At 64.4% G+C, this 23,268-nt stretch carries 21 protein-coding genes, 2 tRNA genes and 1 pseudogene; 9 read left to right on the forward strand and 15 right to left on the reverse strand.

Going from position 1 to position 23,268, the window contains the following annotated elements:
* From G9C89_RS00005 to G9C89_RS00020, 4 genes and pseudogenes are all read left to right on the forward strand, one after another.
* Positions 1 to 198 (forward strand): annotated as a pseudogene (locus G9C89_RS00005) (acetyl-CoA C-acyltransferase); the annotation flags it as partial.
* A gap of 17 nt (positions 199 to 215) precedes the next feature.
* Positions 216 to 1,067, forward strand: coding sequence for a 3-hydroxybutyryl-CoA dehydrogenase (locus G9C89_RS00010; protein ID WP_172143311.1), 852 nt, complete (start codon positions 216 to 218; stop codon positions 1,065 to 1,067).
* A gap of 54 nt (positions 1,068 to 1,121) precedes the next feature.
* Positions 1,122 to 1,790, forward strand: coding sequence for a TetR/AcrR family transcriptional regulator (locus G9C89_RS00015; protein ID WP_172143312.1), 669 nt, complete (start codon positions 1,122 to 1,124; stop codon positions 1,788 to 1,790).
* 56 nt (positions 1,791 to 1,846) lie between these two features.
* Complete coding sequence (locus tag G9C89_RS00020) at positions 1,847 to 3,625, forward strand: acyl-CoA dehydrogenase C-terminal domain-containing protein (protein WP_172143313.1); 1,779 nt, start codon at positions 1,847 to 1,849, stop codon at positions 3,623 to 3,625.
* 568 nt (positions 3,626 to 4,193) lie between these two features.
* Here the strand turns inward: G9C89_RS00020 and G9C89_RS00025 are convergent.
* The 15 genes from G9C89_RS00025 to G9C89_RS00095 all read right to left on the reverse strand — a co-directional run bounded on the left by G9C89_RS00025 (position 4,194) and on the right by G9C89_RS00095 (position 19,816).
* Positions 4,194 to 4,269, reverse strand: a tRNA-Thr gene (locus G9C89_RS00025).
* Positions 4,270 to 4,834: 565 nt separating this feature from the next.
* The gene (locus G9C89_RS00030) at positions 4,835 to 6,052 is read right to left on the reverse strand and encodes a methyltransferase (protein ID WP_172143314.1); all 1,218 of its coding nucleotides are present in this window, start codon (positions 6,050 to 6,052) and stop codon (positions 4,835 to 4,837) included.
* 45 nt (positions 6,053 to 6,097) lie between these two features.
* Positions 6,098 to 6,787, reverse strand: coding sequence for an ABC transporter permease (locus G9C89_RS00035; protein WP_172143315.1), 690 nt, complete (start codon positions 6,785 to 6,787; stop codon positions 6,098 to 6,100).
* Positions 6,784 to 7,479 carry an ABC transporter permease gene (locus G9C89_RS00040; protein WP_172143316.1) on the reverse strand — a complete coding sequence of 232 codons (696 nt, stop codon included), beginning with the start codon at positions 7,477 to 7,479 and terminating at the stop codon, positions 6,784 to 6,786. The genes G9C89_RS00035 and G9C89_RS00040 overlap by 4 nt, the downstream gene beginning before the upstream one ends.
* Before the next feature lie 51 nt (positions 7,480 to 7,530).
* Entirely contained in the window at positions 7,531 to 8,283 is a 753-nt protein-coding gene (locus G9C89_RS00045; protein ID WP_172143317.1) for an ABC transporter substrate-binding protein, read from the reverse strand.
* Positions 8,284 to 8,301: 18 nt separating this feature from the next.
* A complete protein-coding gene (locus G9C89_RS00050) occupies positions 8,302 to 9,075 on the reverse strand; it encodes an ABC transporter ATP-binding protein (protein ID WP_172143318.1) in 774 nt (257 codons plus the stop codon).
* A gap of 486 nt (positions 9,076 to 9,561) precedes the next feature.
* Positions 9,562 to 9,637: transfer RNA gene (locus G9C89_RS00055), tRNA-Phe, on the reverse strand.
* A gap of 255 nt (positions 9,638 to 9,892) precedes the next feature.
* Complete coding sequence (locus G9C89_RS00060) at positions 9,893 to 10,165, reverse strand: oxidative damage protection protein (RefSeq protein ID WP_172143319.1); 273 nt, start codon at positions 10,163 to 10,165, stop codon at positions 9,893 to 9,895.
* On the reverse strand, positions 10,162 to 11,241 hold the full coding sequence (mutY, locus tag G9C89_RS00065) for an A/G-specific adenine glycosylase (RefSeq protein WP_172143320.1): 1,080 nt from the start codon (positions 11,239 to 11,241) through the stop codon (positions 10,162 to 10,164). Before mutY ends, G9C89_RS00060 begins: the two co-directional genes overlap by 4 nt.
* The gene (locus G9C89_RS00070) at positions 11,238 to 13,469 is read right to left on the reverse strand and encodes an AsmA family protein (RefSeq protein ID WP_172143321.1); all 2,232 of its coding nucleotides are present in this window, start codon (positions 13,467 to 13,469) and stop codon (positions 11,238 to 11,240) included. Before G9C89_RS00070 ends, mutY begins: the two co-directional genes overlap by 4 nt.
* A 283-nt stretch (positions 13,470 to 13,752) precedes the next feature.
* The gene (locus G9C89_RS00075) at positions 13,753 to 14,868 is read right to left on the reverse strand and encodes an NAD(P)/FAD-dependent oxidoreductase (protein ID WP_172143322.1); all 1,116 of its coding nucleotides are present in this window, start codon (positions 14,866 to 14,868) and stop codon (positions 13,753 to 13,755) included.
* Between the two features lie 299 nt (positions 14,869 to 15,167).
* Positions 15,168 to 15,950 carry an ABC transporter ATP-binding protein gene (locus G9C89_RS00080; RefSeq protein ID WP_172143323.1) on the reverse strand — a complete coding sequence of 261 codons (783 nt, stop codon included), beginning with the start codon at positions 15,948 to 15,950 and terminating at the stop codon, positions 15,168 to 15,170.
* A 10-nt stretch (positions 15,951 to 15,960) separates the two neighbouring features.
* Positions 15,961 to 16,830 (reverse strand): nitrate ABC transporter permease, encoded by an 870-nt coding sequence (gene ntrB / locus G9C89_RS00085; RefSeq protein ID WP_172143324.1) that lies wholly within the window; start codon positions 16,828 to 16,830, stop codon positions 15,961 to 15,963.
* Between the two features lie 31 nt (positions 16,831 to 16,861).
* Positions 16,862 to 18,193: a CmpA/NrtA family ABC transporter substrate-binding protein gene (locus G9C89_RS00090; protein WP_172143325.1), complete on the reverse strand. Its 1,332-nt coding sequence runs from the start codon at positions 18,191 to 18,193 to the stop codon at positions 16,862 to 16,864.
* A 333-nt stretch (positions 18,194 to 18,526) separates the two neighbouring features.
* On the reverse strand, positions 18,527 to 19,816 hold the full coding sequence (locus G9C89_RS00095; RefSeq protein ID WP_256674078.1) for a nitrate regulatory protein: 1,290 nt from the start codon (positions 19,814 to 19,816) through the stop codon (positions 18,527 to 18,529).
* Between the two features lie 130 nt (positions 19,817 to 19,946).
* On the opposite strand from G9C89_RS00095, the gene hisB reads away from it, so the two are divergent.
* The 5 genes from hisB to hisF all read left to right on the forward strand — a co-directional run bounded on the left by hisB (position 19,947) and on the right by hisF (position 23,060).
* On the forward strand, positions 19,947 to 20,540 hold the full coding sequence (gene hisB / locus G9C89_RS00100; protein ID WP_172143326.1) for an imidazoleglycerol-phosphate dehydratase HisB: 594 nt from the start codon (positions 19,947 to 19,949) through the stop codon (positions 20,538 to 20,540).
* Positions 20,540 to 21,178, forward strand: coding sequence for an imidazole glycerol phosphate synthase subunit HisH (gene hisH / locus G9C89_RS00105; RefSeq protein ID WP_172143327.1), 639 nt, complete (start codon positions 20,540 to 20,542; stop codon positions 21,176 to 21,178). The genes hisB and hisH overlap by 1 nt, the downstream gene beginning before the upstream one ends.
* Entirely contained in the window at positions 21,179 to 21,439 is a 261-nt protein-coding gene (locus tag G9C89_RS00110) for a DUF2164 domain-containing protein (RefSeq protein ID WP_172143328.1), read from the forward strand.
* 37 nt (positions 21,440 to 21,476) lie between these two features.
* Positions 21,477 to 22,214: a 1-(5-phosphoribosyl)-5-[(5-phosphoribosylamino)methylideneamino]imidazole-4-carboxamide isomerase gene (hisA, locus tag G9C89_RS00115; RefSeq protein WP_172143329.1), complete on the forward strand. Its 738-nt coding sequence runs from the start codon at positions 21,477 to 21,479 to the stop codon at positions 22,212 to 22,214.
* 75 nt (positions 22,215 to 22,289) lie between these two features.
* Positions 22,290 to 23,060 carry an imidazole glycerol phosphate synthase subunit HisF gene (gene hisF / locus G9C89_RS00120; protein ID WP_172143330.1) on the forward strand — a complete coding sequence of 257 codons (771 nt, stop codon included), beginning with the start codon at positions 22,290 to 22,292 and terminating at the stop codon, positions 23,058 to 23,060.
* Positions 23,061 to 23,268: the final 208 nt, after the last annotated feature.

Below are 23,268 nucleotides of genomic sequence, written 5' to 3' on the forward strand. Positions count from 1 at the left end.
CGCGAACTCGACTTCGACCCGGCCAAGGTCAACCCGAATGGCTCGGGCATTTCCCTCGGCCACCCGGTCGGTGCCACCGGGGCGATCATTGTCACCAAGGCCATCCACGAACTGCATCGTACCCAGGGCCGTTATGCCCTGGTGACCATGTGCATCGGCGGCGGCCAGGGCATTGCCGCGATCTTCGAGCGCGTTTGAGCAGGCGGGAGACGATCATGAACGACGAGATTATCGGTGTCATTGGCGGCGGCATCATGGGTAGCGGTATTGCCCAGGTGTGTGCCCTTGCAGGGCTGTCCGTCGCGCTGGTGGATATATCCGAAGCCGCCCTGGTCAAGGCGCTGGCGAGCATTGATCGCAGCCTCGGACGGCAAGTGGACAAGGGCACGTTGACGCAACAGCAGCGCGTTGCCGCGCTGGGACGCATCAGCACCAGTAGCGACTATGCCAGCCTGAGCGACGCCGGCCTGGTGATCGAGGCGGCCAGCGAGAACCTGGACCTGAAGCTGCGCATCCTCAAGCAGATTAGTGAGCGGGTCAGCGCCGAGGCCATCATCGCCAGCAATACCTCGTCGTTGTCGATCAGTCAGTTGGCCGCCCAGGTGCAGCGTCCCGAGCGCTTCATCGGCCTGCATTTCTTCAACCCGGTACCGCTGATGACGCTGGTGGAAGTGATTCGCGGGCTGGCAACCGCCGAGGCTATCCATGCCCGCACCCTGGCGTTCGCCGAGCGCATTGGCAAGACCGCGATTAGCGCGGGCAACCGCCCGGGCTTCGTGGTCAACCGGATTCTGGGGCCGATGCTCAACGAAGCCATCTTCACCCTGCAGGAAGGCCTGGCCACTGCCGAGGATATCGACACCGGCATGCAGTTGGGTTGCGGTCAGCCCATGGGGCCGCTGGCGCTGGCTGATCTGATTGGTCTGGATACCCTGCTGGCGATTCTGGAGTCCTTCCAGCAGGGTTTCGGTGATCCCAAATACCGCCCGGCCCCCCTGCTCAGGGAGCTGGTGGCAGCCGGTCGCCTCGGGCGCAAGAGCGGTCATGGTTTTTATCGCTATGACTGACCAGGCGAAGCCAGGGATGGGGCCGCGCTGGCGTTTTCCGGAAGTCATGTCGGCATGAATACCAAGCGATCGTGCCCTGACGAATCAGGGGCAGCGCTCTCGCGCCTCGAGCAGATCCGCGGCAAGGCGCTTGAGTTGTTCGCCGAGCGGGGTTTTGCCGAGGTGGGCATGCGTGAGCTGGCCCTGCATCTGGGGATTGGCACGGGCTCGGTGTACCACCATTTCCAGAGCAAGGAACAACTGCTGTTCGAGCTGATCGAGGAACTCTATGAGGACCTGCTCGATGCGGTCCTGCTCACCGACCATGGTGCCGCCCACGGCCGCCTGCAGGCGCTGCTACGGGCACATATCGCCTTGCACGAGCACCGCGGTCTGCATTTCCTGATGGCCGAGCGGGAGTATCGCTGCCTCTCGCCGCAGCACCAGAGTCAGATCCAGCAGCTGCGCAGGCGCTATGAGGAGACGCTCCTGGCGCGCTTGCTGGAGGCCGGCGCTACAGGCCCGCTGCCGGTGCTCAAGGCGACCGTGCAAGCTGTCGGCACCTGGCTCAACAACCTGCCGGCCTGGCTGGATCAGGCTGGTTTGTCCTCGACGCAGCGGCAGGAGGTGATCGGCGGGATCGTCCTCGGCTCGCTGTCCGGCGTTCTCAAGCAGCCGCCAGCGGCTGCAGATAGCGCAACCGTAGTTACGTCGCGCGTCCCTGGTGCAAGCCCGCGCGGCTGACCTTTCTATTAATCGGGGCATGCGCAATGCCCGCACACTGTCTGAGTAATTCAATCATGTCTGACTACCAAGCTCCCCTGCGCGATATGCGTTTCGTGCTCAACGAAGTGTTCGAAGTCTCCAAGCTGTGGGCACAACTGCCGGCCTTGGCCGAAGTGGTGGACGAAGACACCGCAGCGGCCATTCTCGAAGAGGCCGGCAAGGTCACCGCGGGTAGCATCGCCCCGCTGAACCGTAGCGGCGACGAAGAAGGCTGCGCCTGGGAAAGCGGCGCGGTGAAGACCCCGGCCGGTTTTCCGGCGGCTTATAAGACCTACGCCGAAGGCGGCTGGGTCGGGGTCGGCGGCGACCCGCAGTTCGGCGGCATGGGCATGCCCAAGGCGATCTCGGCCCAAGTCGAGGAAATGGTCAACTCGGCCAACCTGTCGTTCGGCCTCTACCCGATGCTGACCGCCGGTGCCTGCCTGTCGCTCAACGCCCACGCCAGCGAAGAGCTGAAGGAAAAGTACCTGCCAAACATGTATGCCGGCACTTGGGCCGGTTCCATGTGCCTGACCGAACCGCATGCCGGCACCGACTTAGGCATCATCCGCACCAAGGCCGAGCCGCAGGCTGACGGCAGCTTCAAGGTCAGCGGCACCAAGATCTTTATCACCGGCGGCGAACACGACCTCACCGAGAACATCATTCATCTGGTGCTGGCCAAGCTGCCGGATGCCCCGGAGGGCCCGAAAGGTATCTCGCTGTTCCTGGTACCGAAGTTCATGGTCAACGCCGACGGCAGCCTTGGCGAGCGCAACTCGCTGTCCTGCGGCTCAATCGAGCACAAGATGGGCATCAAGGCCTCGGCCACCTGCGTGATGAACTTCGACGGTGCCAGCGGCTGGATCGTCGATGCGCCGAACAAGGGTCTCGCCGCCATGTTCACCATGATGAACTACGAGCGCCTGGGCGTCGGCATCCAGGGCCTGGCCCTGGGCGAGCGCTCCTACCAGAACGCCGTCGAGTACGCCCGCGAGCGCATCCAGAGCCGCGCGCCGACCGGCCCGCAGGCCAAGGACAAGGTCGCCGACCCGATCATCGTGCATCCCGACGTACGCCGCATGCTGCTGACCATGAAGGCGCTCAACGAGGGCGGGCGCGCCTTCTTCAGCTATGTGGCCATGCAGTTGGACACCGCCAAGTTCAGCGAAGATGCTGCCACCCGTAAGCGTGCGGAAGAGCTGGTGGCCCTGCTGACCCCAGTGGCCAAGGCCTTCCTCACCGACATGGCGCTGGAAACCACCGTGCATGGCCAGCAGATCTTCGGCGGCCACGGCTTCATCCGCGAATGGGGCCAGGAGCAGCTGATCCGCGACTGCCGCATCACCCAGATCTACGAAGGTACCAACGGCATTCAGGCGCTCGATCTGGTCGGCCGTAAAGTGGTCGGCAGCGGCGGTGCGTTCTACAAGCACTTCGCCGAAGAGATCAAAGCCTTTACCGATTCGGCCGACAGCAACCTGGCTGAGTTCGTCACTCCGTTGAAGGAAGCCATCGGCAACCTGGAACTGATGACCGCCGATCTGCTGGAGCGGGCCAAGGCCAACCCCAACGAAGTCGGCGCCGCCTCGGTGGAGTACCTGCAGGTATTCGGCTACACCGCCTACGCCTATATGTGGGCACTGATGGCGCGCACCGCCCTGGCCAAACAAGATCAGGACGAGTTCTACGTCAGCAAGCTGGGCACCGCGCGCTTCTTCTTCGCCCGCATCCTGCCGCGCATCCACTCCCTGACCGCTTCGGTCAAGGCGGGTAGCGAGAGCCTGTATCTGCTCGACGCCGCGCAGTTCTGATCGTCCCATGCCCAGGCTCCCAAGCCTGGGCAAACTCCGGATCGCGGTATGCCTGCCGTTGTACGTACTGCGCGCCGATCCGTCACTCAAACGCTCAATAAGAACCAGGTAGACCTGAATTGCCCCAGATATCGTAGACGTTTCCACGCCTCAACTGGACCTTGCTAAGCCTGCGGGCAGTCCGCTTTTGGCCGTTTCATGCCTGTGTGAACCGGCAGCGTTGGGTCGACTCCGGCCTGTCACGACCGGCAGCTGCCTACCTCCTGCGCAGCATCACCTAGTGCCTGGATCTCAGCGAGCTGCGCTTCCTCCCGTCGACGTCTAGCGGATCGGTACAGCGGTGCGCACCAATCAAGTCCAATGCAACGTGTCGTTGGCGCTAAGGCAAATTGGCGAAGGCACAGTTTGGTGGCCCTAGAGATCCCAGCGGGAGAGAAGGGCACTACCGCTAGATATTTGCAGAGAGTTTAGCTGCCCAGCCCCTCCCTCAACGGGGAGCAGAACGGGGAGCAGATTCCCTAGAAACGAAAAAGCCCACCTTGCGGTGGGCCTAAGTCGTTGTTTTATATGGTGCCGGCACCAAGAGTCGAACTCGGGACCTACTGATTACAAGTCAGTTGCTCTACCAGCTGAGCTATACCGGCATTTCAGGGGCGCCATTATATCCATTCATCTGGCCGAGTAAAGTCGTCTGCGCATTGTTTATTCTGATTATTTTCAAGCCTTTGCCAACCTGCCGTCGGCAAGGCGTGACCGGCGTTCTCGGGCCTGTCTTTTAGAGGGCAGTGGTCGTTCTCGAGAAAGCTTGCGGCACTTTCTTTTTCCCCATCTATGTAGGTCATGCGTCCTGTGGTGAAGGCAGGTTGCAGGCCGTCCTGCAGCCCAAAAGCATGGCGTCGGGAAGCACAGTTCGCGCCGCTGTCCGATGTGGGCGCAGGGCCGATAAGTGCTGCTAATCGGGTTGATTATTGCGGGTCTGGCGATTAGCTGCGAAATCCTTATGCACAAGCGGGTGTCATTTGGCGAGAGTACAGGTTCATTTTGTGAGGTGTTTCTCGGTTTTTTATAAGTGTATGTTTTTATTGATTTTTACATGCTGTTCAAAAAACGAGCAGGCACCGCCAGGGTCGATGGCAGAGCCGTCAGGGGAATCTGCTCAGAATCTATCAACACAGTTATCCACAGATAATGTGGGCAACTTGGGTGAGCTCAGCGGCGTTCGGCGAGCAGCAGCAGGTTGCGTGGGGTGAGCTGGCGCGGGCAGAAGCAGCCGAGGCGCACGCTGAAGCCTTGATCTTGCAGGTAGAGCGCGCGGTCGAGTAGCAGCCAGAGTTCCAGGGGGCGGCGGAACAGGCCGCGCAGCAGTTCCAGGTTGCGCACCTGGGCCAGTCGTTGCCAGCCTTGGTTTTGCAGGTGTTGCCAGTCTCTTGACGGGTCTGGTGCGGGCAGTTGTTTCAGGGCGGCGAGGTCTGTGCAGTAGTCGGCGAACTCTTTCGCCAGCCAGGCCGTCGGCAGGGAGGGCGTGGGCAGGTACTGGTCGATGCCGCGCAGTTCGCGTTGCAGCACGTCGAACGCCAGGCGCCAGGCCATGGAGCGATCGCGTTGGCGGCGGACTCTGGCGCCGGCGGTGACGGTCTCGTTGAGTGGCAGGGCCAGGTCATCCAGCGAGAGGCGCAAGGCCGATGCCTGGGCGGCAGCGGAGAGCGCCTGGTAATCGGGGCTGGCGATGCGGTTGTAGCAGCACGGCGCTATGGCCAATTGCGTGCAGCCGGCCGCGCTGGCGAGTTGCATCAGGCGCACATGCAGATCGCCGCAGGCGTGCAGGGCGACCGGGGTGTGCTCACGGTCGAGTTGCGCGCCGGCATCGGCGCCGAGTACGTCCTGCTGCAGATGCCTGGCGTTGAGGTGCAGGCGCTGGCTGAGCAGTTGCCCGCTGTGGACCAGCTCTGGGTTGTGTTCCAGGCAGGTCAGGGGGCGCCCGTCATGCGCCAGCATGCGGCCGAGATGGCCTTTGCCAGCGCACCAGTCGAGCCAGTGTCGGGCGGGTTGGTGAAACTGCAGGCAGCCGGCGAAGGCCTGGATCTGTTGCCATTTGCGCCCCGGCACGTCGACCGAGAAACGCGCCGGCAGTGGTGGCAAGGGCTGTGGCGCGAATGCGCCGATTCGGCTCAGGGCGCTCGCTTGCGCGGCGAGCCCGGCAAAGGGTGCGGGTGCATCGAGCAGGTGCGGTTGGTTGTGGCTGGCCTCGGCCTGTTCCAGACTGCGCGATCTGAGCCAGCCGGCGAGTTGCGGGTGCTGGCTTTCCCACGGCAGTTGCCGCTGGGTGAATGGCCGCGGTTGCCAGAGCGCCTGGTGCTGCAGCAGAAAGGCATCCAGCGCCTGGAAGCGCTGGAGCAGGCGGTCGCCGCTGAGAGGGGAATCGTTCATGGTGGTGTCGTCAAGCCCGGCTGGGGCCGCGAGTGCCCCGTCGCGTCAGCGGCCCTGGCAGGCGTCGACCCTTAGCCAGAGTTCCAGCAGCTTGAAGCCGCGCACCAGCAGGAAGGCGATCAGCAGGTAGAACATGCCGGCGGCGAAGAAGATTTCCACCGGCAGGTAGGTGCGGGCGATGATGGTTCGCGCCATGCCGGTCAGCTCCAGCAGGGTCACGGTGCTGGCCAGGGAGCTGGCCTTGAGCATCAGGATCACTTCGTTGCTGTAGGCGGGCAGGCCGATGCGCGCGGCGCGCGGCAGGACTATATAGAACATGGTCTGCCAGCGGGCCATGCCCAGTGCGCGTGCCGCTTCCACTTCGCCCGGCGGCACGGCCTGGATCGCGCCACGGAGGATCTCGGCGATATAGGCGGCGGTGTGCAGGGTCATGGTCAGGATGGCGCACCAGTATGGGTCGCGCAGGTAGGGCCAGAGCGGCCCTTGGCGCACGGCGTCGAACTGGGCCAGGCCGTAATAGACCAGGAACAGCTGCACCAGCAGCGGGGTGCCGCGGAAGAAGAAGATGTAGCCGTAGGGCACGGCGCGGACGAACCAGTGCTTGGAGGCGCGGGCGATGCCCATGGGTATCGCCAGGATCAGGCCGGCGACTACCGCGATGGCGACCAGTTCCAGGGTCAGCGCGGCGCCTTCGGCCAGGCGCGGCAACCACTTGATGATGACTTCCCAGTTCATGAGGTGCTCCTGATGAAGCCACGGCCGGCGCGCTGTTCAAGGAAGTGCAGGCCGATCATGGCGAGCACGGTGAGGCTCAGGTAGATAAAGGCCGCCACCAGGAAGAAGGTGAAGGGTTCTTTGCTCGAGGTCACGGCGATCTGCGAGCGGCGCATGATTTCTTCCAGGCCGATCACCGACACCAGGGCAGTGTCCTTCATCAGGATCATGAACAGGTTGCCCAGGCCGGGCAGGGCGATGCGCCACATCTGCGGCAGGATCAGGCGCCAGAAGATCCGTGGTACGGACAGGCCCAGCGCCTGGCCGGCTTCACGATGACCCTTGGGGATGGCGAGGATGGCGCCCCGGAACACTTCGGTGGCATAGGCGCCAAAGCAGATGCCCAGGGCGATGGTGCCGGCGGCGAACGCGCTCAGTTCGAGGCTCTCGATGCCCAGCGTGTCGGCCAGATTGCGCATCAGCTGCACGGTGCCGAAGTAGATCAGCAACACCCAGAGCAGTTCGGGAATGCCGCGCACTATGGTCGAATAGGTGCCGCCCAGCCATTGCAGCGGCTTGTACGGCGAGGTTTTGGCCAAAGCCCCGAGCAGGCCGAGCACCAGACCCAGCAAGAGCGCACTGAGCGCCAGCTTGATGGTCATCAAGGTGCCGGCGGCAAGGGCCGGGCCGAATCCGTAGAGATCGAAAGTCATGGGGGCGCTCACAAGCCTGCGTCGCCCGTTGGGCGACGCAGTGCCGGCTGCTTAGTAGATGCTGAAGGGGAAGTACTTGTCGTTGATCTTCTTGTAGGTGCCGTCTTCGATGATGGCCTGCAGCGCGGCATTCAGCTTCTCGCGCAGCGGGTCGCCCTTGCGCACGGCGATACCGATCTTGTCGTTGTCGAATACCGGCTCGCCCTTGAACTCGAAGCCTTTGCCGGCATCGCTCTTGAGCCATTCCCAGTTGACGAAGGTGTCCGCCAGCACGCCGTCGAGGCGGCCCGAGGACAGGTCGAGGTAGGCGTTTTCCTGGGTGTCGTAGAGCTTGATGTCGACCACGCCGTCCAGGTTGTCTTCCAGCCAGGTGCCGGCGATGGTGGCACGCTGGGCGCCGATCACCTTGCCTTTGAGGCTGGCCTTGTCGGATTTGAAATCACTGTCTTTCGGCGCGATGAACTGCAGTTTGTTGGTGTAGTAGGGCTCGGTGAAGTCGACGGCCGCCTTGCGTTCCTCGGTGATCGACATCGAGGCCACCAGGAAGTCGAACTTCTTGGCATTGAGGGCCGGGATGATGCCGTCCCAGTCGGAGGTGACCACTTCGCACTCGGCTTTCATCTTGGCGCACAGGGCCTGGCCGATTTCGACGTCGAAACCGCCGACCTGGCCGCTGGCGTCGATCAGGTTGAACGGCGGATAGGCGCCTTCGGTGCCCATCTTGAGTTTGTCAGCAGCGATGGCGCTGGTGCCGAAAGCCAGGGTGGCGGCTGCGGCCAGCAGGATCTTCTTGTAATTCAGCATGCGAGAGTTGCTCCGTGTTTAGCGATTGCTGGACATGAATTGTTTGCAGCGCGCCGAGCTCGGGTTGTCGAACACCTGCTCGGGCGAGCCTTGTTCTTCCACCAGGCCCTGATGGAGGAACACCACTTCACTGGACACCTGACGGGCGAAGCCCATCTCGTGGGTAACCAGCAGCATGGTGCGGCCTTCATCGGCGAGCGCGCGGATCACATTAAGCACTTCTTGTACCATCTCCGGGTCGAGAGCCGAAGTAGGCTCATCGAACAGGATCACTTTCGGCTGCATGGCCAGGGTGCGAGCAATCGCCGCACGCTGCTGCTGGCCGCCAGACAGCTGGTTGGGGTAGACATGGCGCTTGTCGGAGATGCCGACCTTGGCCAGCAGCGCCTCGGCCCGCTCGATGGCCTCGGCCTTGCTCAGGCCGAGCACCCGGCGCGGCGCCTCGATGATGTTATCGAGCACGCTCATGTGCGGCCACAGGTTGAAATTCTGAAACACGAAGCCCAGTTCGCTGCGCAGGCGGTTGATCTGCTTGCCATCGGCAGCGACCAGGTCGCCGTGCTTGCCGGGCTTGAGCTTGAGTTCCTCGCCGGCGACGATGATCTGCCCCTGGTTGGGGTTTTCCAGCAGATTGATGCAGCGCAGGAAGGTCGACTTGCCGGAACCGGACGAGCCGAGAATCGAGATCACGTCGCCATCGCGAGCGGTGAGGGAGATGCCTTTGAGCACCTCGAGGTCGCCATAGCGTTTGTGCAGATTACGGATTTCCAGCGCGGGCGTGGCCTCGGCCATGGGGTGTCCTCTTCTTGTTCGGATGCGCTCCGGCTATAGCTTGGCCTTCCTGGCGAGCCGTCAAGCTAGCATAGCGTTTCGCCAGCCGCCAAGCCGTTTGGTGTGCGTGCAGGGCCTGGTGTGTCGCGGGTGTCGCCTGGCTGCTGCTGACTGTCGCGCAGACGCAAAATGGTCCGGGTGTTTAGCCCTGCCGTCGAGAGACTTTGCCAGGCGAAAGGTGTTTCTGGGTCGGCCCGGCGGCAATCCGTTCGGCGCGAAGCGACAGCCCGCCAGCTTTTGTGCCGCACCGATGAACCATGGGCACTGCCTGCGGCAAGTGACGCCCTAACCCGCGATGCCAACCCTGCGCGCAGCGCTGCGGTTGATGGCCGAGATGGTCGCAACAATCGCGTCCGCAACACCCAAGGTCCCGTCCAGATGCCACAAAATCGCAGGCAATAAAAAACCCCAAGGAAGGCATCTTCGCTTGGGGTTTCTCGGTATTAGTGGTGCCCAGGGACGGAATCGAACCGCCGACACGGGGATTTTCAATCCCCTGCTCTACCGACTGAGCTACCTGGGCCAACGGGGCGCTATTAGACGGATTTGCAGGGTGGGTGTCAAGCGTGAGTTTTAAAAATATTTAGTTATTACGGGCGCTTAGGTTCGGATGGCGGGAGAAGGGCGGTGGTGCTGGGTAGCCCGGATGCAATCCGGGGGAGATTTTTCAGGTGCCGGGTTTTCCCGGATTACGTCTGCGGCTAATCCAGTCTACAAACCGTGGGAGGGGCTTCAGCGGCGAACTTCCAGCAGCGGCTGAAGCCTCTCCCGCATTGGCTTACTCGCTGGGCGGCACGTAGCCTTCGGCCTGGGCGTAGTCCTCGCCGGAGAGGAACTTGTCCATCTCGGCCTGGAGGAATTTGCGGTCCTCGGCGTTCATCATGTTCAGGCGGCGTTCGTTGATCAGCAGGGTCTGGTGCTTCTGCCATTCGTCCCAGGCTTGCTTGGAGACGTTGTTGTAGATGTCTTCGCCTTTGGCGCCCGGATAGGGTGGGCGGTCGAGGCCGGGCAGTTCTTGCTTGTGCTTGCGGCACATTACGGTGCGGGTCATGGCTGCTCTCCAGGGTTCTGTTCGGTCGCGAGTGCGTCGGCCGCGCGCTTCAGCAGTTGCTTCACCGGGGCGGCAAGGCCCAGGCGCGGCGGGGTGGCGAGGTTATACCAGAGCCAGTCGGCCTCGGCCACGGCCGATGGCGCGGCTTCGACGCGGATCAGCCAGGGTTCGATGGCCAGCTGGAAGTGGCTGAAGGTGTGGCTCAGCCCGGCCAGTTCGCGGCGCTCGCCCAGGTGCAGGGCGTGGCGGTTGGCGAGCAGCTCGAGACTGGGCAGGTCGTCCAGTTCCGGCAGGCTCCACAAGCCGCCCCAGAGGCCGCTGGAAGGCCGACGGTAGAGCAGAACCTCGCCAGCCCGGCTGGTCAGGATCGGCATCAGGGTGCGTCTCTGCGGCAGCGCCTTTCGCGGTTTGGCGATCGGGTAGCGAATCTCCAGGCCGAGCAGGTGGGCCTGGCAGCCGCTTTGCAGCGGGCAGAGCAGGCAGCTGGGCTTGCTGCGGGTGCAGAGGGTGGCGCCGAGATCCATCATCGCCTGGGTGTAATGATTGACCCGCGCGTGCGGGGTCAGGCGCTCGGCGACGTCCCAGAGTTGCTTGGCGACTTTCGGCTCGCCCGGGTAGCCCTCCTGGGCCACGTAGCGCGCCAGCACCCGTTTGACGTTGCCGTCGAGAATCGGCGCGCGCAGGCCCATGCTCAGGCTGGCGATGGCGCCCGCGGTGGAGCGGCCGATGCCGGGTAGTTCGGTCAGTTGCTCGACGTCGCGGGGGAACTCGCCGCCGTGCTCGGCCATGACGATCTGCGCGGCCTTCTGCAGGTTGCGGGCGCGGGTGTAGTAGCCGAGGCCGGTCCACAGGTGCAGCACTTCGTCTTCCGGCGCTTCGGCCAGGTCCTTTACCATCGGCAGCGCGGCCATGAAGCGGTCGAAGTAGCCGAGCACGGTGCTGACCTGGGTCTGCTGCAGCATGATTTCCGAGACCCAGACCCGGTAGGGGCTGATGCCCTGCTGCCAGGGCAGATCCTTGCGCCCGTGCTGGTCGTACCAGTCGAGCACGCTGCTTGCGAACTGCTCGGGGCTCATTGCTTGAACAGGCCCTTGAGGGCGTCTTTCAGTTCGGGGCTGACCTTGTCGCCGAGCTTTTCTTCGATCTTTTCGTTGAGCTTGTTGCCGGCCAGCTTGGCGGCGACCTTGCCCATGCCATCCTGATCCAGGCGGCAGGTCCTGCCGCCCATTTCCAGCGGGCCGCGGCAGCGCAGCGGCCAGGCGATGCCGATATAGCGCTCGTTGACCTGGCAGGCCGGGTCGGGCATTTCGCGCTGGTCGCCGATCAGGGTGATGCCGACACGATAGTCGAGGCCGAGGACGCGCAGATCCACGTCGCCATCGCCGCCGACTGTGAGGCCGGGGACGCTGGCCTTGAGGTCCGGGTTGTGGGCCACGCCATTGAGGAAGGTCAGGTTGCCCTGCAGGGTCTCGAAGGGGGTGTCCTTGGCGCGCGGCTCGCCGCTCAGGGCCTTGCGGTTGAGTGCGGCAATGCCGCGGCAGAGTTGTTGCTCGAGGTTGGCACCGATCAGCACGCCATCATTGAGGGCGAAGTTGGCCGTGCCGTTGAGGCCGTCGACCCAGGCCTTCTGGCTGTTGCCGCTGGTGCTCAGGTTGGCTTGCAGGTCGAGCAGGCCGGTGACCGGCGAGGGCTGCTGCTCGCTCTTGAGGAAGGGTTCTACGCTGATCCGCTGCAGGCGCTTTTGCAGGCTCAGCAGTGGAGTGGCCGGGCGCACGTCGACCGTCGCCTTGAGGTCGAAATCGCCGCTGCCGAGCTTGCCGCGCATTTCTTCCAGGGTCAGCAGGCCGGCCCGGCTCTTGGCCTTGAGGTTGAAGGCGCTGATGGCTTGCTTTTGGTAAGTCAGCTGGTCGAGGCCCAGCGCCAGTTGCAGGTCGAGGCTGCGCAGGCGCTCGACCGGCAGCACCGTGGTGGCGCTCCAGGCGTGCTGGGTGGGCGCCTTGGGCAGCGGCGTGCTGCCACTCTGGCCGGCGCTGGCGACGCTTTGCTTGACCTCGGCCTGGCGCGCGGCGCCGGCATCCTGGCTGTCCTTGCTGGGCTTCGGCAGGTAGCGGTCGAGATCCAGGCTGTCGCCCTTGAGCTCCACGCGCAGGGCCTGCTTGGCGAAGTCGGCGATGCCGATCTGGCCGCTGAAGCTGCTGTCGTCGAGCTTCAGCTTCAGCTCTTCCATGGTCAGGCTGGTCGAGCTGCCGCTGAGGCGGCTGACCAGCTCGAACTGGCCGAGGGCCTTGTCATCGTTCAGCGGCGGCAGTTTCTGGCCGATGGTGGCGAGGAATTCGCGCAGGTTGACCGGCGCGATGGACAGGCCACCAGTCAGTTTCGGCTCGCTATCCAGGTCGCGGATTTTCACTTCGCCGAGGACACGCAGCTGGTTGGCCGAGAGTTTCAGGCCGTTCCATTCGGCGATCTGGGCGGCCAGGTCGGCCAGCAGTTGGCCTTGCAGGGAGTAGGTCAGGGTCTGTCCGTCGAAGGGCTCGCCGGAGGCTTCGCCGGAAATCTTGGCGTCTTCCAGTTGGTAGCGCTTGAGCGCACGGTCGAAGCGCAGCTCGCCTTGCAGTTCGCTGCGCGCCCGCACGACCGGCTGATTGGTGCCGAAGAAGGCACTGAGTTTGACCGGAATGGCTGCCCCTTCGCGGATCGCCCCGGTGGTCAGCTGAATGCTTTCGGCGCTGAATTGCTGGCCTTTCTGCGCGTCGTGGTAATCGATGCGCGCGCTGTTGACGATCAGGCTGTCGATATCCAGCTTGATCGGCTCGGCGCCTGACGGCGTGCTCGCGGGCTGCTCGTCTGCGGCTGGTGCAGGCGCTGCGCCGGCGACTGTGTTCACGGCCGCGGCGGGTTGTGGCGGGCGGCCGACATCTTCCCAGTTGCCGCGGCCTTTTTCGTCGCGCTGCAGGTTCAGGTTGAGGCCGTCGACGCGGATGTCGCTCATCTGTATTTCGCGGCGCAGCAGCGGCAGCACGCGCACCGACAGGCCGAGCAGGCGCAGGTCGGCAAAGGGCTGGTCGGGAGTGGTGGCGCTGGCCAGGGTGGCGTCGGTCAGCTCAAGGCCGAGCCAGGGAAACAGGCTCCAGCCGATGTCACCATTGAGGGTCAGTTCCAGGTTGGCCTTGTCGCGGGCCAGCTGGCGAATTTCGTCTTTGTAGTCGTTGGGATCGAACAGGTGGGTGAGGGCAAAGCCCAGGGCCACCAGGATCAGCAACAGCCCGAGAAAAAACAGACCCAGGATTTTGCCGAGCGCTTTCATGGACGATTCCTTGTTTCGGATAACTTGAATTGAGTCGGCGAGTATAGCGCCGACCGCTGCAATAGGCAGGCCGGCGAAAGTCCGGGTTGTGTGCTGATTTTGCAAGCGGCTTTTACAGCGCTAGCAGCCTGTCGGACTTGACCGTCCGTAGCGAGGGAAAGTCCGTGGTCCGACATCTCGGGTTGAGGCAGTTTTTGTGCGCTTTTGAGGCGAATAGTCGCTCTATTTAACGAAAAAGCGCGCAGAAAATGACCAATCCCGGCTTTTCCGCAGCAGGGCAGTGTTAAGTCCGACAGGCTGCTAGGGCCACGCGTTCGGCGATCGCCAGGCTGGCGGTCAGTCCGGGCGACTCGATGCCGAACAGATTGATCAGGCCCGGCAGGCCGTGATCGCTTGCGGTTTGGATAAGGAAGTCGGCGGCGGGTTCCCCGGGGCCGGCGAGTTTCGGCCGGATGCCGCAGTAGCCGGGCACCAGGCGCGTGCTGTCGAGCTGCGGAAAATAGCGGCGGATTGCCTTGGCAAAGGGTTCGCGCAGCTGTTCGTCGACCCGGTAATCGATCTGTTGCAGATACTCGGCGTCCGGGCCAAAGCGCAGCTGGCCGCCGAGGTCGAGGGTGGCGTGGATGCCCAGGCCCGCGGTGTTGGCCTCCGGCAGCGGATAGATCAGGTGCTGGAAGGGCGCGCGGCCGCTGTAGCCGAAGTAGCGACCGCGGCACAGGTGCAAAGCCGGGATCTGCGCGGCAGGCAGGCCGGCGGTGCGCTGCGCCAGTTGCTGGGCGAACAGGCCGCCGGCATTGATCACCCGCTGCGCCTTGAGCTGGAAGGCTTCGCCGGCGCTGCGGCCGGTGACGAGCCAGCCGTCAGGGCCGGGTTCGAGCTGGTCGACGCGGGTTTGCAGGACCAGTTGGGCACCCTGATTCTCGGCGGCGGCGAGCAGTGATTGCAGGTAGGCATGGCTGTCGATGATTCCGGTGCTCGGCGACAGCAGCGCCGCGACGCCGCGCACGGCGGGCTCCAGTTCGGCGAGCAGGGATTGCTCGATAGCTTGCAGGTCATGCACGCCGCAGGCTTGGGCATTGGTGGCCAGCGCCTCCAGCTTGCCACGTTCGGCCGCGCTGACCGCCACCAGCAGCTTGCCGATCCGCCGGTGCGCCACCTGATGCTGGGCGCACCAGGCATACAGGCGCTCGCGGCCTTCCAGGCACAGCTCGGCTTTCAGCGAACCGGGAGCGTAGTAGAGGCCGGCGTGGATCACCTCGGAGTTGCGGCTGGAGGTGTGGCTGCCGATCAGCGCTTCCGCCTCGACGATCAGGCAGCTCTGCTGCGCGCTGGCCAGGCGCGCGGCGCAGGCCAGGCCGAGGGCGCCGGCGCCGATGATCAGGGTGTCGATGCTGTCCATGGTGGGTGCGGTGTTTGGTTTCGGCGGGTTTGGCTGCCGAGCATAGCAAGATCTGCGAGCTGGCTGGCTTGCACATGCAGCGCTTTTGGGGGGGGCGGCGTTCAACCGCTAACAGCGGCATGCGCTGCTAACTCAACCTGCTATCGAGCTTTAACCGCGAAGCTGTATGCCCCGTTCGATTGTCTCGCGGCTAAAGCCCCTCCCACAAAGCGCTCGTCAGCGTACGCCGATGCGGCGACCTGCCTCGATCAGGGTGGGAGGGGCTTTAGCCGCGAAATCCGCGGGCATATGGGTGGCGCCTACTGCAGGCGATGACGGTCGTGGAGAAAGCTCAGCACCGCGCGGCGGCAGCGGTTGTACTCGTGGTCGTCGGCCAGGGCGATGCGGTCGCGCGGGCGCGGCAGGTCCACGGTGAGGATTTCGCCGATGGTGGCGGAGGGGCCGTTGGTCATCATCACGATGCGGTCGGAGAGCAGCACCGCCTCGTCGACATCGTGGGTGATCATCATCATGGTGTTGCCCAGGTCCGTCTGGATGCGCATCACCTCGTTCTGCAGGTGGGCGCGGGTGAGGGCGTCGAGGGCGCCGAAGGGTTCGTCGAGCAGCAGCACCTTGGGCTTCATCGCCAGGGCGCGGGCGATGCCGACGCGCTGCTTCATGCCGCCGGAAATCTCCTGGGGGTACTTGTGCAGGGCGTGGCCCATGCTCACCAGCTTGAGGTTGTGCTCGATCCACTCGCGGCGCCCGCTCTTGCTCATGCTGCGCTTGAACACCTTGTTGACCGCCACTTCGACGTTTTCGAACACCGTCAGCCAGGGCAGCAGCGAGTGGTTCTGGAACACCATGCCGCGGTCCGGGCCGGGGCCGCTGACTTCCTTGCCGTCGAGGATGACCACGCCGAGGCTGGGGTCGAGCAGGCCAGCGACGATGTTCAGCACCGTCGATTTGCCGCAGCCGGAGTGGCCGATGATCGAGATGAATTCGCCCTTGTCGATGCGCAGGTTGATGTTCTTCAGCACCTGGGAGGCCAGGTCGTCGCGCACGAAGCTTTTGTCCAGTTGTTCGATGGAGAGGTAGCTCATGTCCGAATCCTCAGGCGGCGGGAATGCCGCGGGTGATGCGCCGGCCGGCGAAGGCCACCAGGCGGTCGAGGAAGAAACCAACCACGCCGATATAGACGAGGGCGAGAATGATGTCGCTGATGCGCGAGGCGTTCCAGGCGTCCCAGATGAAGAAGCCGATGCCGACCCCGCCGATGAGCATTTCCGCGGCGATGATCGCCAGCCAGGACAGGCCGACACCGATGCGCAGGCCGGTGAAGATATAGGGCGCGGCGGCCGGCAGCATGATGATGTGAAAGTACTCCCAGGCATTCAGCTGGATCACCTGGGCGACGTTGCGGTAGTCCTGGGGAATATTGCGGATGCCCACCGAGGTGTTGATGATGATCGGCCAGATCGCGGTGATGAAGATCACGAAGATCGCCGACGGGTGGCTGTCCTGGAAGCCGGCCAGGGACAGTGGCAGCCAGGCCAGCGGCGGCACGGTGCGCAGCACCTGGAACAGCGGGTCGAGACCGCGCATGGCCCAGTCCGACTGGCCGATCAGCACGCCGAGGGCGACCCCCGCCGCCACCGCCAGCAGATAACCCACCGCGACCCGCTTGAGACTGGCCAGCAGTTGCCAGGCCAGGCCGACGTCATTGCCGCCGTTGTCGTAGAAGGGATCGACGATCAGCTCCCAGGTCTCGCTGAGCACCTGGGAGGGTGGCGGCAGGGCGGCGCCGGCACCCGAACAGAGCATCTCCCAGAGCAGGCCCAGGGCCAGCAGGACCACCAGCGGCGGCAGCAGATCCTGCAGCAGGGTTTGCTGCAGGCGCGTGGCGCTTTTGCTCAGCCAGGACGGCGCGGCGCTCGGGGCCGGCGTGGCGACGGGTGGCTGGAGTTTGACGTTGGCGTTCATGGGTTGTCTCCTCGCAGGCGGTGCATGGCGATCAGGCCATGGCCTTGATGGTCAGGCTGTCCAGGTAGGCTTGCGGGTTTTCGGGGTCGAACACCTTGCCGTCGAAGAAGGTCTCGACGCCGCGCGAAGTCGAGGTGGGGATCTGCTCGGCCGGCAGGTTCAGGGCGGCGGCTGCGGCGCGCCAGATATCCTCGCGGTTGACCTGGGCGATCAGCGCCTGGCTGTCGAAACCGGTCGGCAGATAGCCCCAGCGCTTGTTCTCGGTAAGGAACCAGAGGTCGTGGCTCTGGAACGGGTAGGAGGCGAAGTCGTCCCAGTAGCGCATCTGCTCGGGATGGTTCTCCACCACCTTGCCGGTGCCATAGGCGAAGTTGCCCTTCATGCGGTCGACGATGTCGGCGTAAGGCGCGCCGATCCAGCGCCGCTGCGAGCAGATCTTCGCCACTTCTTCCTTGTTTTCCGGCTTCTCGCAGAACATCTGCGCTTCCATGATCGCCATGGTCAGGGCCTTGGCCGCGTTGGGGTTGGCGGCGATGTAATCGCTGCGCAGGGCGAAGGATTTTTCCGGGTGGTTGTGCCACAGCTCGCCGGTGGTGTTGGCCGTGTAGCCGATCTTCTGGTTGATCAGCTGGGCGTTCCACGGCTCGCACACGCAGAAGGTGTCCATGCTGCCGACCTTCATGTTGGCGACCATCTGCGCCGGCGGCACGGTGATGGTGCTGATGTCGTTGTTCGGGTCGATGCCGCCGGCGGCCAGCCAGTAGCGCATCCACAGGTCGTGGGTGCCGCCGGGGAAGGTCATGGCGGCGCTGACTTTCTTGCCGCTGGCCTTCTTGGCGTCCAGGGCGGCCTTGAACGGGGCGCTGTCGACGCCGATCTTGAGGTCGCGGTATTCCTCGCCCACCGAGATGCACTGGCCGGCCAGGTTGAGGCGGGCGAGGATGGAAATCGGCACCGGCTGGTTGTTCGGCGTGACGATGCCGGCGCTGATCAGGTAGGGCATGGGGGTGAGGATATGGGCGCCGTCGATGCCGTTCTTCGCCGAACCGAGGACCAGGTTGTCGCGGGTGGTGCCCCAGGACGATTGCTTGAGCACCTCGACCTCGGTCATGCCGTATTTGGCGAAGAAGCCCTTCTCGGCGGCGACAAACAGCGGCGCGGCATCGGTCAGGGCGATAAAGCCGAGTTTGGCCTTGGTGGTCTCCACGTCCGTGCCGGCGGCCCAGGCGCTGGACGACAGGCCCAGGGGCATGCCGCCGAGCAGGGCGATGCCGCTGGCGGCGACTATCGACTGTTTCAGGAAGCGCCGGCGCGAGGCCATGAGTGCGCTGTTGCTGTCGTCATTGCTCGGCTTGTCGGTCATGCGCAGGGTTCCTTTGGGCAAAAAAAGGCAAAAAAAAACGATGTCACGCCGGTCGACTGAGTCGGGTGCGTGGACATCGTTGTCCTGATCGGATTGTGGCGCCGGGCACAGCATGCCGGGCGTATTCAGGTCATAGCGAAAGCCGTGCCAGGACGTCGAAATGCACCGGCAGGGCGCCGCGCTGCACCCGGTGCGCCAGGCAGATCAAGGCGTTGCGCGGTTTTGTTGGCAGTGGCGGGGCGCCTGCCGGGGCGGCCGAGTGAGGCGCCGGCATGGCGCTGGCCGATGGCGCGTGCACGTTCGCAGTGCAGTGGGCGGCGTGCATGCCTGAGTTCAGTGCTTGTGCCGCGGTCGGGCCGGCTCGATGTCGAGCGCCAGCAGGCGGTTGGCGACTTCCTCCAGGCGCAGGCCCTGGTTCATCGCCGACTGGCGCAACCAGGCATAGGCGGCGCTTTCGCTGTAGCCCTGCTGCTTGATCAGCAGTTGCTTGGCGCGTTCCACCTGCTTGCGTTCTTCCAGGGCCTGGCGCGCGTCCCGCAGCTCGTCGTGCATGCCCTGCAGGCGCTGGGTCTGGCTCTGCAGCAAGTCGAGGGTCGAGCGCGCCAGCGTGGCGCTCATGCCTTCCTGCGGCGAGCTGTCGAGGTCGCTGCTGTGCACGCTGAACAGCTTGGCCTGCTCGGCGGCGGCATGCATGTCGCTGAGGCCGTCGAGCAGGCGGCGGTGGCTGTGCAGGTCGCTGCGGATGCGTTGCATGCTCTGCCGACAGCGCTGCAGCAGATCCTGCTCCAGGCAGGTTTCGACGCTTTTCATCGCATCGATGCGCCTGGTATGCAGCTCGAACCAGAGTTCGCCGAGCTGGGGATCGACCCTGGCCTCGGCGCGGGTACGCCGGGCGATTTCGCGCAGGCGGCAGGCCTGGGCATTGCTGTCGCTGGCGCAGAGGTCGTGCCACAGGCTCAGGGCCGCCGGGCTGGCGAAGCGGCTGCAGGTCTCGAAGCTGCGCTCCTGGCTTTCCAGCAGATGTTCCAGTCGCTCGAGCATCTCGGCGGTGAAGTAGCCGCTGGCGAAGCCGGCAACGCCGAGGGCGCGTTCCTGGCCGGCGAGTTCCTTGCCCTGCATGAAGTTGAACAATGCCACCAGGCTGCGGGTGATCGCGGGGTCGACCGCGGTGTCGGCGGCCTCGAAGACCACGGCCAGCAGGCCGCCGATCAGGCGTACCAGGGTGGCGGTGGCGTCCTGCATGCTGGTGCGGTGCTCGCGGATCTTGCGCCGCAGGGCCGGCAGCTCGTCGAGGCTATGCAGGGCATAGGCGATGCGGGTGAACAGGCGGGTCTTGTCGGCCGAGCCGAGGTTGTCTGGCTCGATGCGTTCGAGATCCTCGCGTACCTGGCGCTCCAGCATCTGCGCGGCCTGGCTCAGGTTGTCCAGTTGCAGGCGCTGGTGCGGGGCGTTGCCGCTCAGGTAGAGGTTCGAGTAGCCGCGCTCTTTCTGCAGGGCGTGGACCAGCTGGCTGATGCGGGTGACCAGCTCGCAGGTCTGGCTCAGGTCTTCCAGGCCGAGCAGTTCGCTACGCCGGGCCGCCAGCATAAAGCGCAGGGTGGCCGGCATCTTTCTCTCGTGCATGATCGCCACCTCCGGCCGGTAAATGCCCGGGAACGTGCAAGATGCAGTCCAGCCGGCGGGTGCGTATCGCCAGGGCGGCTTTGCCCTTATAATGGCAGCCTTTTTCCGTGGGCAATTTCTGGAGCTGGTGATGGCCGAACGTACGGCATCCGTCGAGCGCAATACCCTGGAGACCCAGATCAAGGTCTCGATCAACCTGGATGGCACGGGCAAGGCCAAGTTCGCTATTGGCGTGCCGTTCCTCGAGCACATGCTCGATCAGATTGCCCGTCACGGCCTTATCGACCTGGATATCCAGTGCCAGGGCGACCTGCATATCGACGACCACCACACCGTCGAAGACGTCGGCATCACCCTCGGCCAGGCCTTTACCAAGGCCATCGGCGACAAGAAGGGCATGACCCGTTACGGCCATTCCTATGTGCCGCTGGACGAGGCGCTGTCGCGCGTGGTGATCGACTTCTCCGGGCGTCCCGGCCTGCAGATGCACGTGCCCTTCACCCGGGCGGTGGTCGGCGGCTTCGATGTCGACCTGTTCCAGGAGTTCTTCCAGGGCTTCGTCAACCATGCCCTGGTCAGCCTGCACATCGACAACCTGCGTGGCACCAATACCCACCACCAGATCGAGACGGTGTTCAAGGCCTTCGGCCGCGCCCTGCGCATGGCCGTCGAACTGGACCCGCGCATGGCCGGGCAGATGCCGTCGACCAAGGGTTGCCTCTGATGCAGACGGTTGCAGTAATCGATTACGGCATGGGCAATCTGCACTCGGTGGCCAAGGCCCTCGAGCATGTCGGTGCCGGCAAGGTGCTGGTGACCAGCGATGCCCAGGTGATTCGCGAGGCCGATCGGGTGGTGTTTCCCGGGGTCGGGGCGATCCGCGACTGCATGGCCGAGATCAAGCGCCTGGGCTTCGATGAGCTGGTGCGTGAAGTCAGCGTCGATCGGCCGTTTCTCGGCATCTGCGTCGGCATGCAGGCGCTGCTCGAGCGCAGCGAGGAGAACGATGGGGTCGACTGCATCGGTTTGTTCCCCGGCCAGGTGCGCTTCTTCGGCAAGGGCATGGTCGAGGACGGCGAGCAGTTGAAGGTGCCGCACATGGGCTGGAACGAGGTGGCGCAGTCGGTCAAGCACCCGCTGTGGCACGACATTCCGGACCTGGCGCGCTTCTACTTCGTGCACAGCTATTACGTCGAGGCGGGCAATCCCAAGCAGGTGGTCGGTCGCGGCCATTACGGCAAGGATTTCGCCGCGGCGCTGGCCGATGGCTCGCGCTTCGCCGTGCAGTTCCACCCGGAGAAGAGCCACACCCATGGCCTGCAGCTGCTGCAGAACTTCGCCGCCTGGGATGGGCGCTGGTAAATGAGCAAGGCCAAGGGCAAGCCGCCGATCCTCAGCCTCACGCCGGAACAGGAGCGTGAGGCGATCAGCACCCTCAAGCGCTTCGTGGAGGCGCGCTTCGAGCTGCAGCTGGGTTCGTTCGAGGTCGCGGAAATCCTCGAGCTGTTTACCCGCGAAATTGCTCCGCACTATTACAACCGGGCGATTTTCGATGTGCAGACCGTCCTCAGGGACAGGTTCGACAGCATCGAAAGCGACCTCTGGGCGCTCGAGAAGAGCTGATCCTCACCGAATCCAAAGACTTGAACAGGTTCAACCGATGCTGATTATTCCCGCTATCGATCTGAAAGACGGCGCTTGCGTGCGCCTGCGCCAGGGCCGCATGGAAGACTCCACGGTGTTTTCCGACGACCCGGTGAGCATGGCGGCCAAGTGGGTGGAAGGCGGCTGCCGTCGGCTGCACCTGGTCGATCTGAACGGCGCCTTCGAAGGCCAGCCGGTCAACGGCGAGGTGGTCACCGCCATCGCCAAGCGCTACCCGCATCTGCCGATCCAGATCGGCGGCGGCATCCGCTCGCTGGAAACCATCGAGCACTACGTCAAGGCCGGGGTCAGCTACGTGATTATCGGCACCAAGGCGGTGAAAGATCCGCAATTCGTCACCGACGCCTGCAAGGCCTTCCCGGGCAAGGTGATTGTCGGCCTGGACGCCAAGGACGGTTTCGTCGCCACCGACGGCTGGGCCGAAGTCAGCACGGTGCAGGCCACCGACCTGGCCAAACGCTTCGAGGCCGATGGTGTGTCCGCGATCGTCTACACCGACATCGCCAAGGACGGCATGATGCAGGGCTGCAATGTCGAGGCCACTGCGGCCCTGGCCGCCGCCAGCCGGATTCCGGTGATCGCCTCCGGTGGTATCCACAACCTCGGCGATATCGAGAAGCTGCTGCTGGCGCGCTCGCCAGGCATCATCGGCGCCATCACCGGCCGGGCGATCTATGAAGGCACCCTGGATGTGGCTGAAGCGCAGGCCTTCTGCGACAGCTTCAAGGGCTGACGCGGGCGCGACCTGCACTGTTTTGGTGGTGCGCCCGACCTGGGCGGCCCCGCGACACCTTACGGGAATACCTCTATGGCACTGGCTAAACGCATCATCCCCTGCCTCGACGTGGACAACGGCCGCGTGGTCAAGGGCGTCCAGTTCGAGAACATCCGCGATGCCGGCGATCCGGTGGAAATCGCCCGCCGTTACGACGAGCAGGGCGCCGACGAGATTACCTTCCTCGACATCACCGCCAGCGTCGATGGCCGCGACACCACCCTGCATACGGTCGAGCGCATGGCCAGCCAGGTGTTCATTCCGCTGACCGTGGGCGGCGGCGTGCGCACCGTGCAGGACATCCGCAACCTGCTGAATGCCGGCGCGGACAAGGTCTCGATCAACACCGCGGCGGTGTTTACCCCGGAGTTCGTCGGCGAGGCGGCTGCGCGCTTCGGTTCGCAGTGCATCGTCGTCGCCATCGACGCGAAGCAGGTTTCCAAACCGGGTGAAACCCCGCGCTGGGAAATCTTCACCCACGGCGGGCGCAAGCCGACCGGCCTGGATGCCGTGCTCTGGGCGAAGAAAATGGAAGACCTCGGCGCCGGTGAAATTCTCCTCACCAGCATGGATCAGGATGGCGTGAAGCGCGGCTACGACCTCGGCGTCACCCGCGCCATCAGCGAGCTGGTCGGCATTCCGGTGATCGCCTCCGGCGGCGTCGGCAACCTCGAACACCTGGCCGCCGGCATCCTCGAAGGCAAGGCCGATGCGGTGCTGGCGGCGAGCATCTTCCACTTCGGCGAATACACCGTACCCGAGGCCAAGGCCTACCTGGCCAGTCGCGGCATCGTGGTGCGCTGATAGGTCGGCACGGCAGGCACTGTCGACCCAAGCTGGGAACGAGTCGACAGCGCCCGCTGGCGCGCTGGGTTAGGCTCTCGGCTGGCGTCTGCCGACAAATACATAAATGCGTCATTCCAGGTCTGCCATGGACCGGATGAGCCGCATTCTCCCGGGTGCGACTGGGCGTAGAGGGTCGGGCTGAGTATGCTGCGGCATCCTGCCTTCA

It is taken from the genome of Pseudomonas tumuqii (genome assembly GCF_013184545.1).
In the GTDB taxonomy this organism is placed as follows: Bacteria; Pseudomonadota; Gammaproteobacteria; order Pseudomonadales; family Pseudomonadaceae; genus Aquipseudomonas; species Aquipseudomonas tumuqii.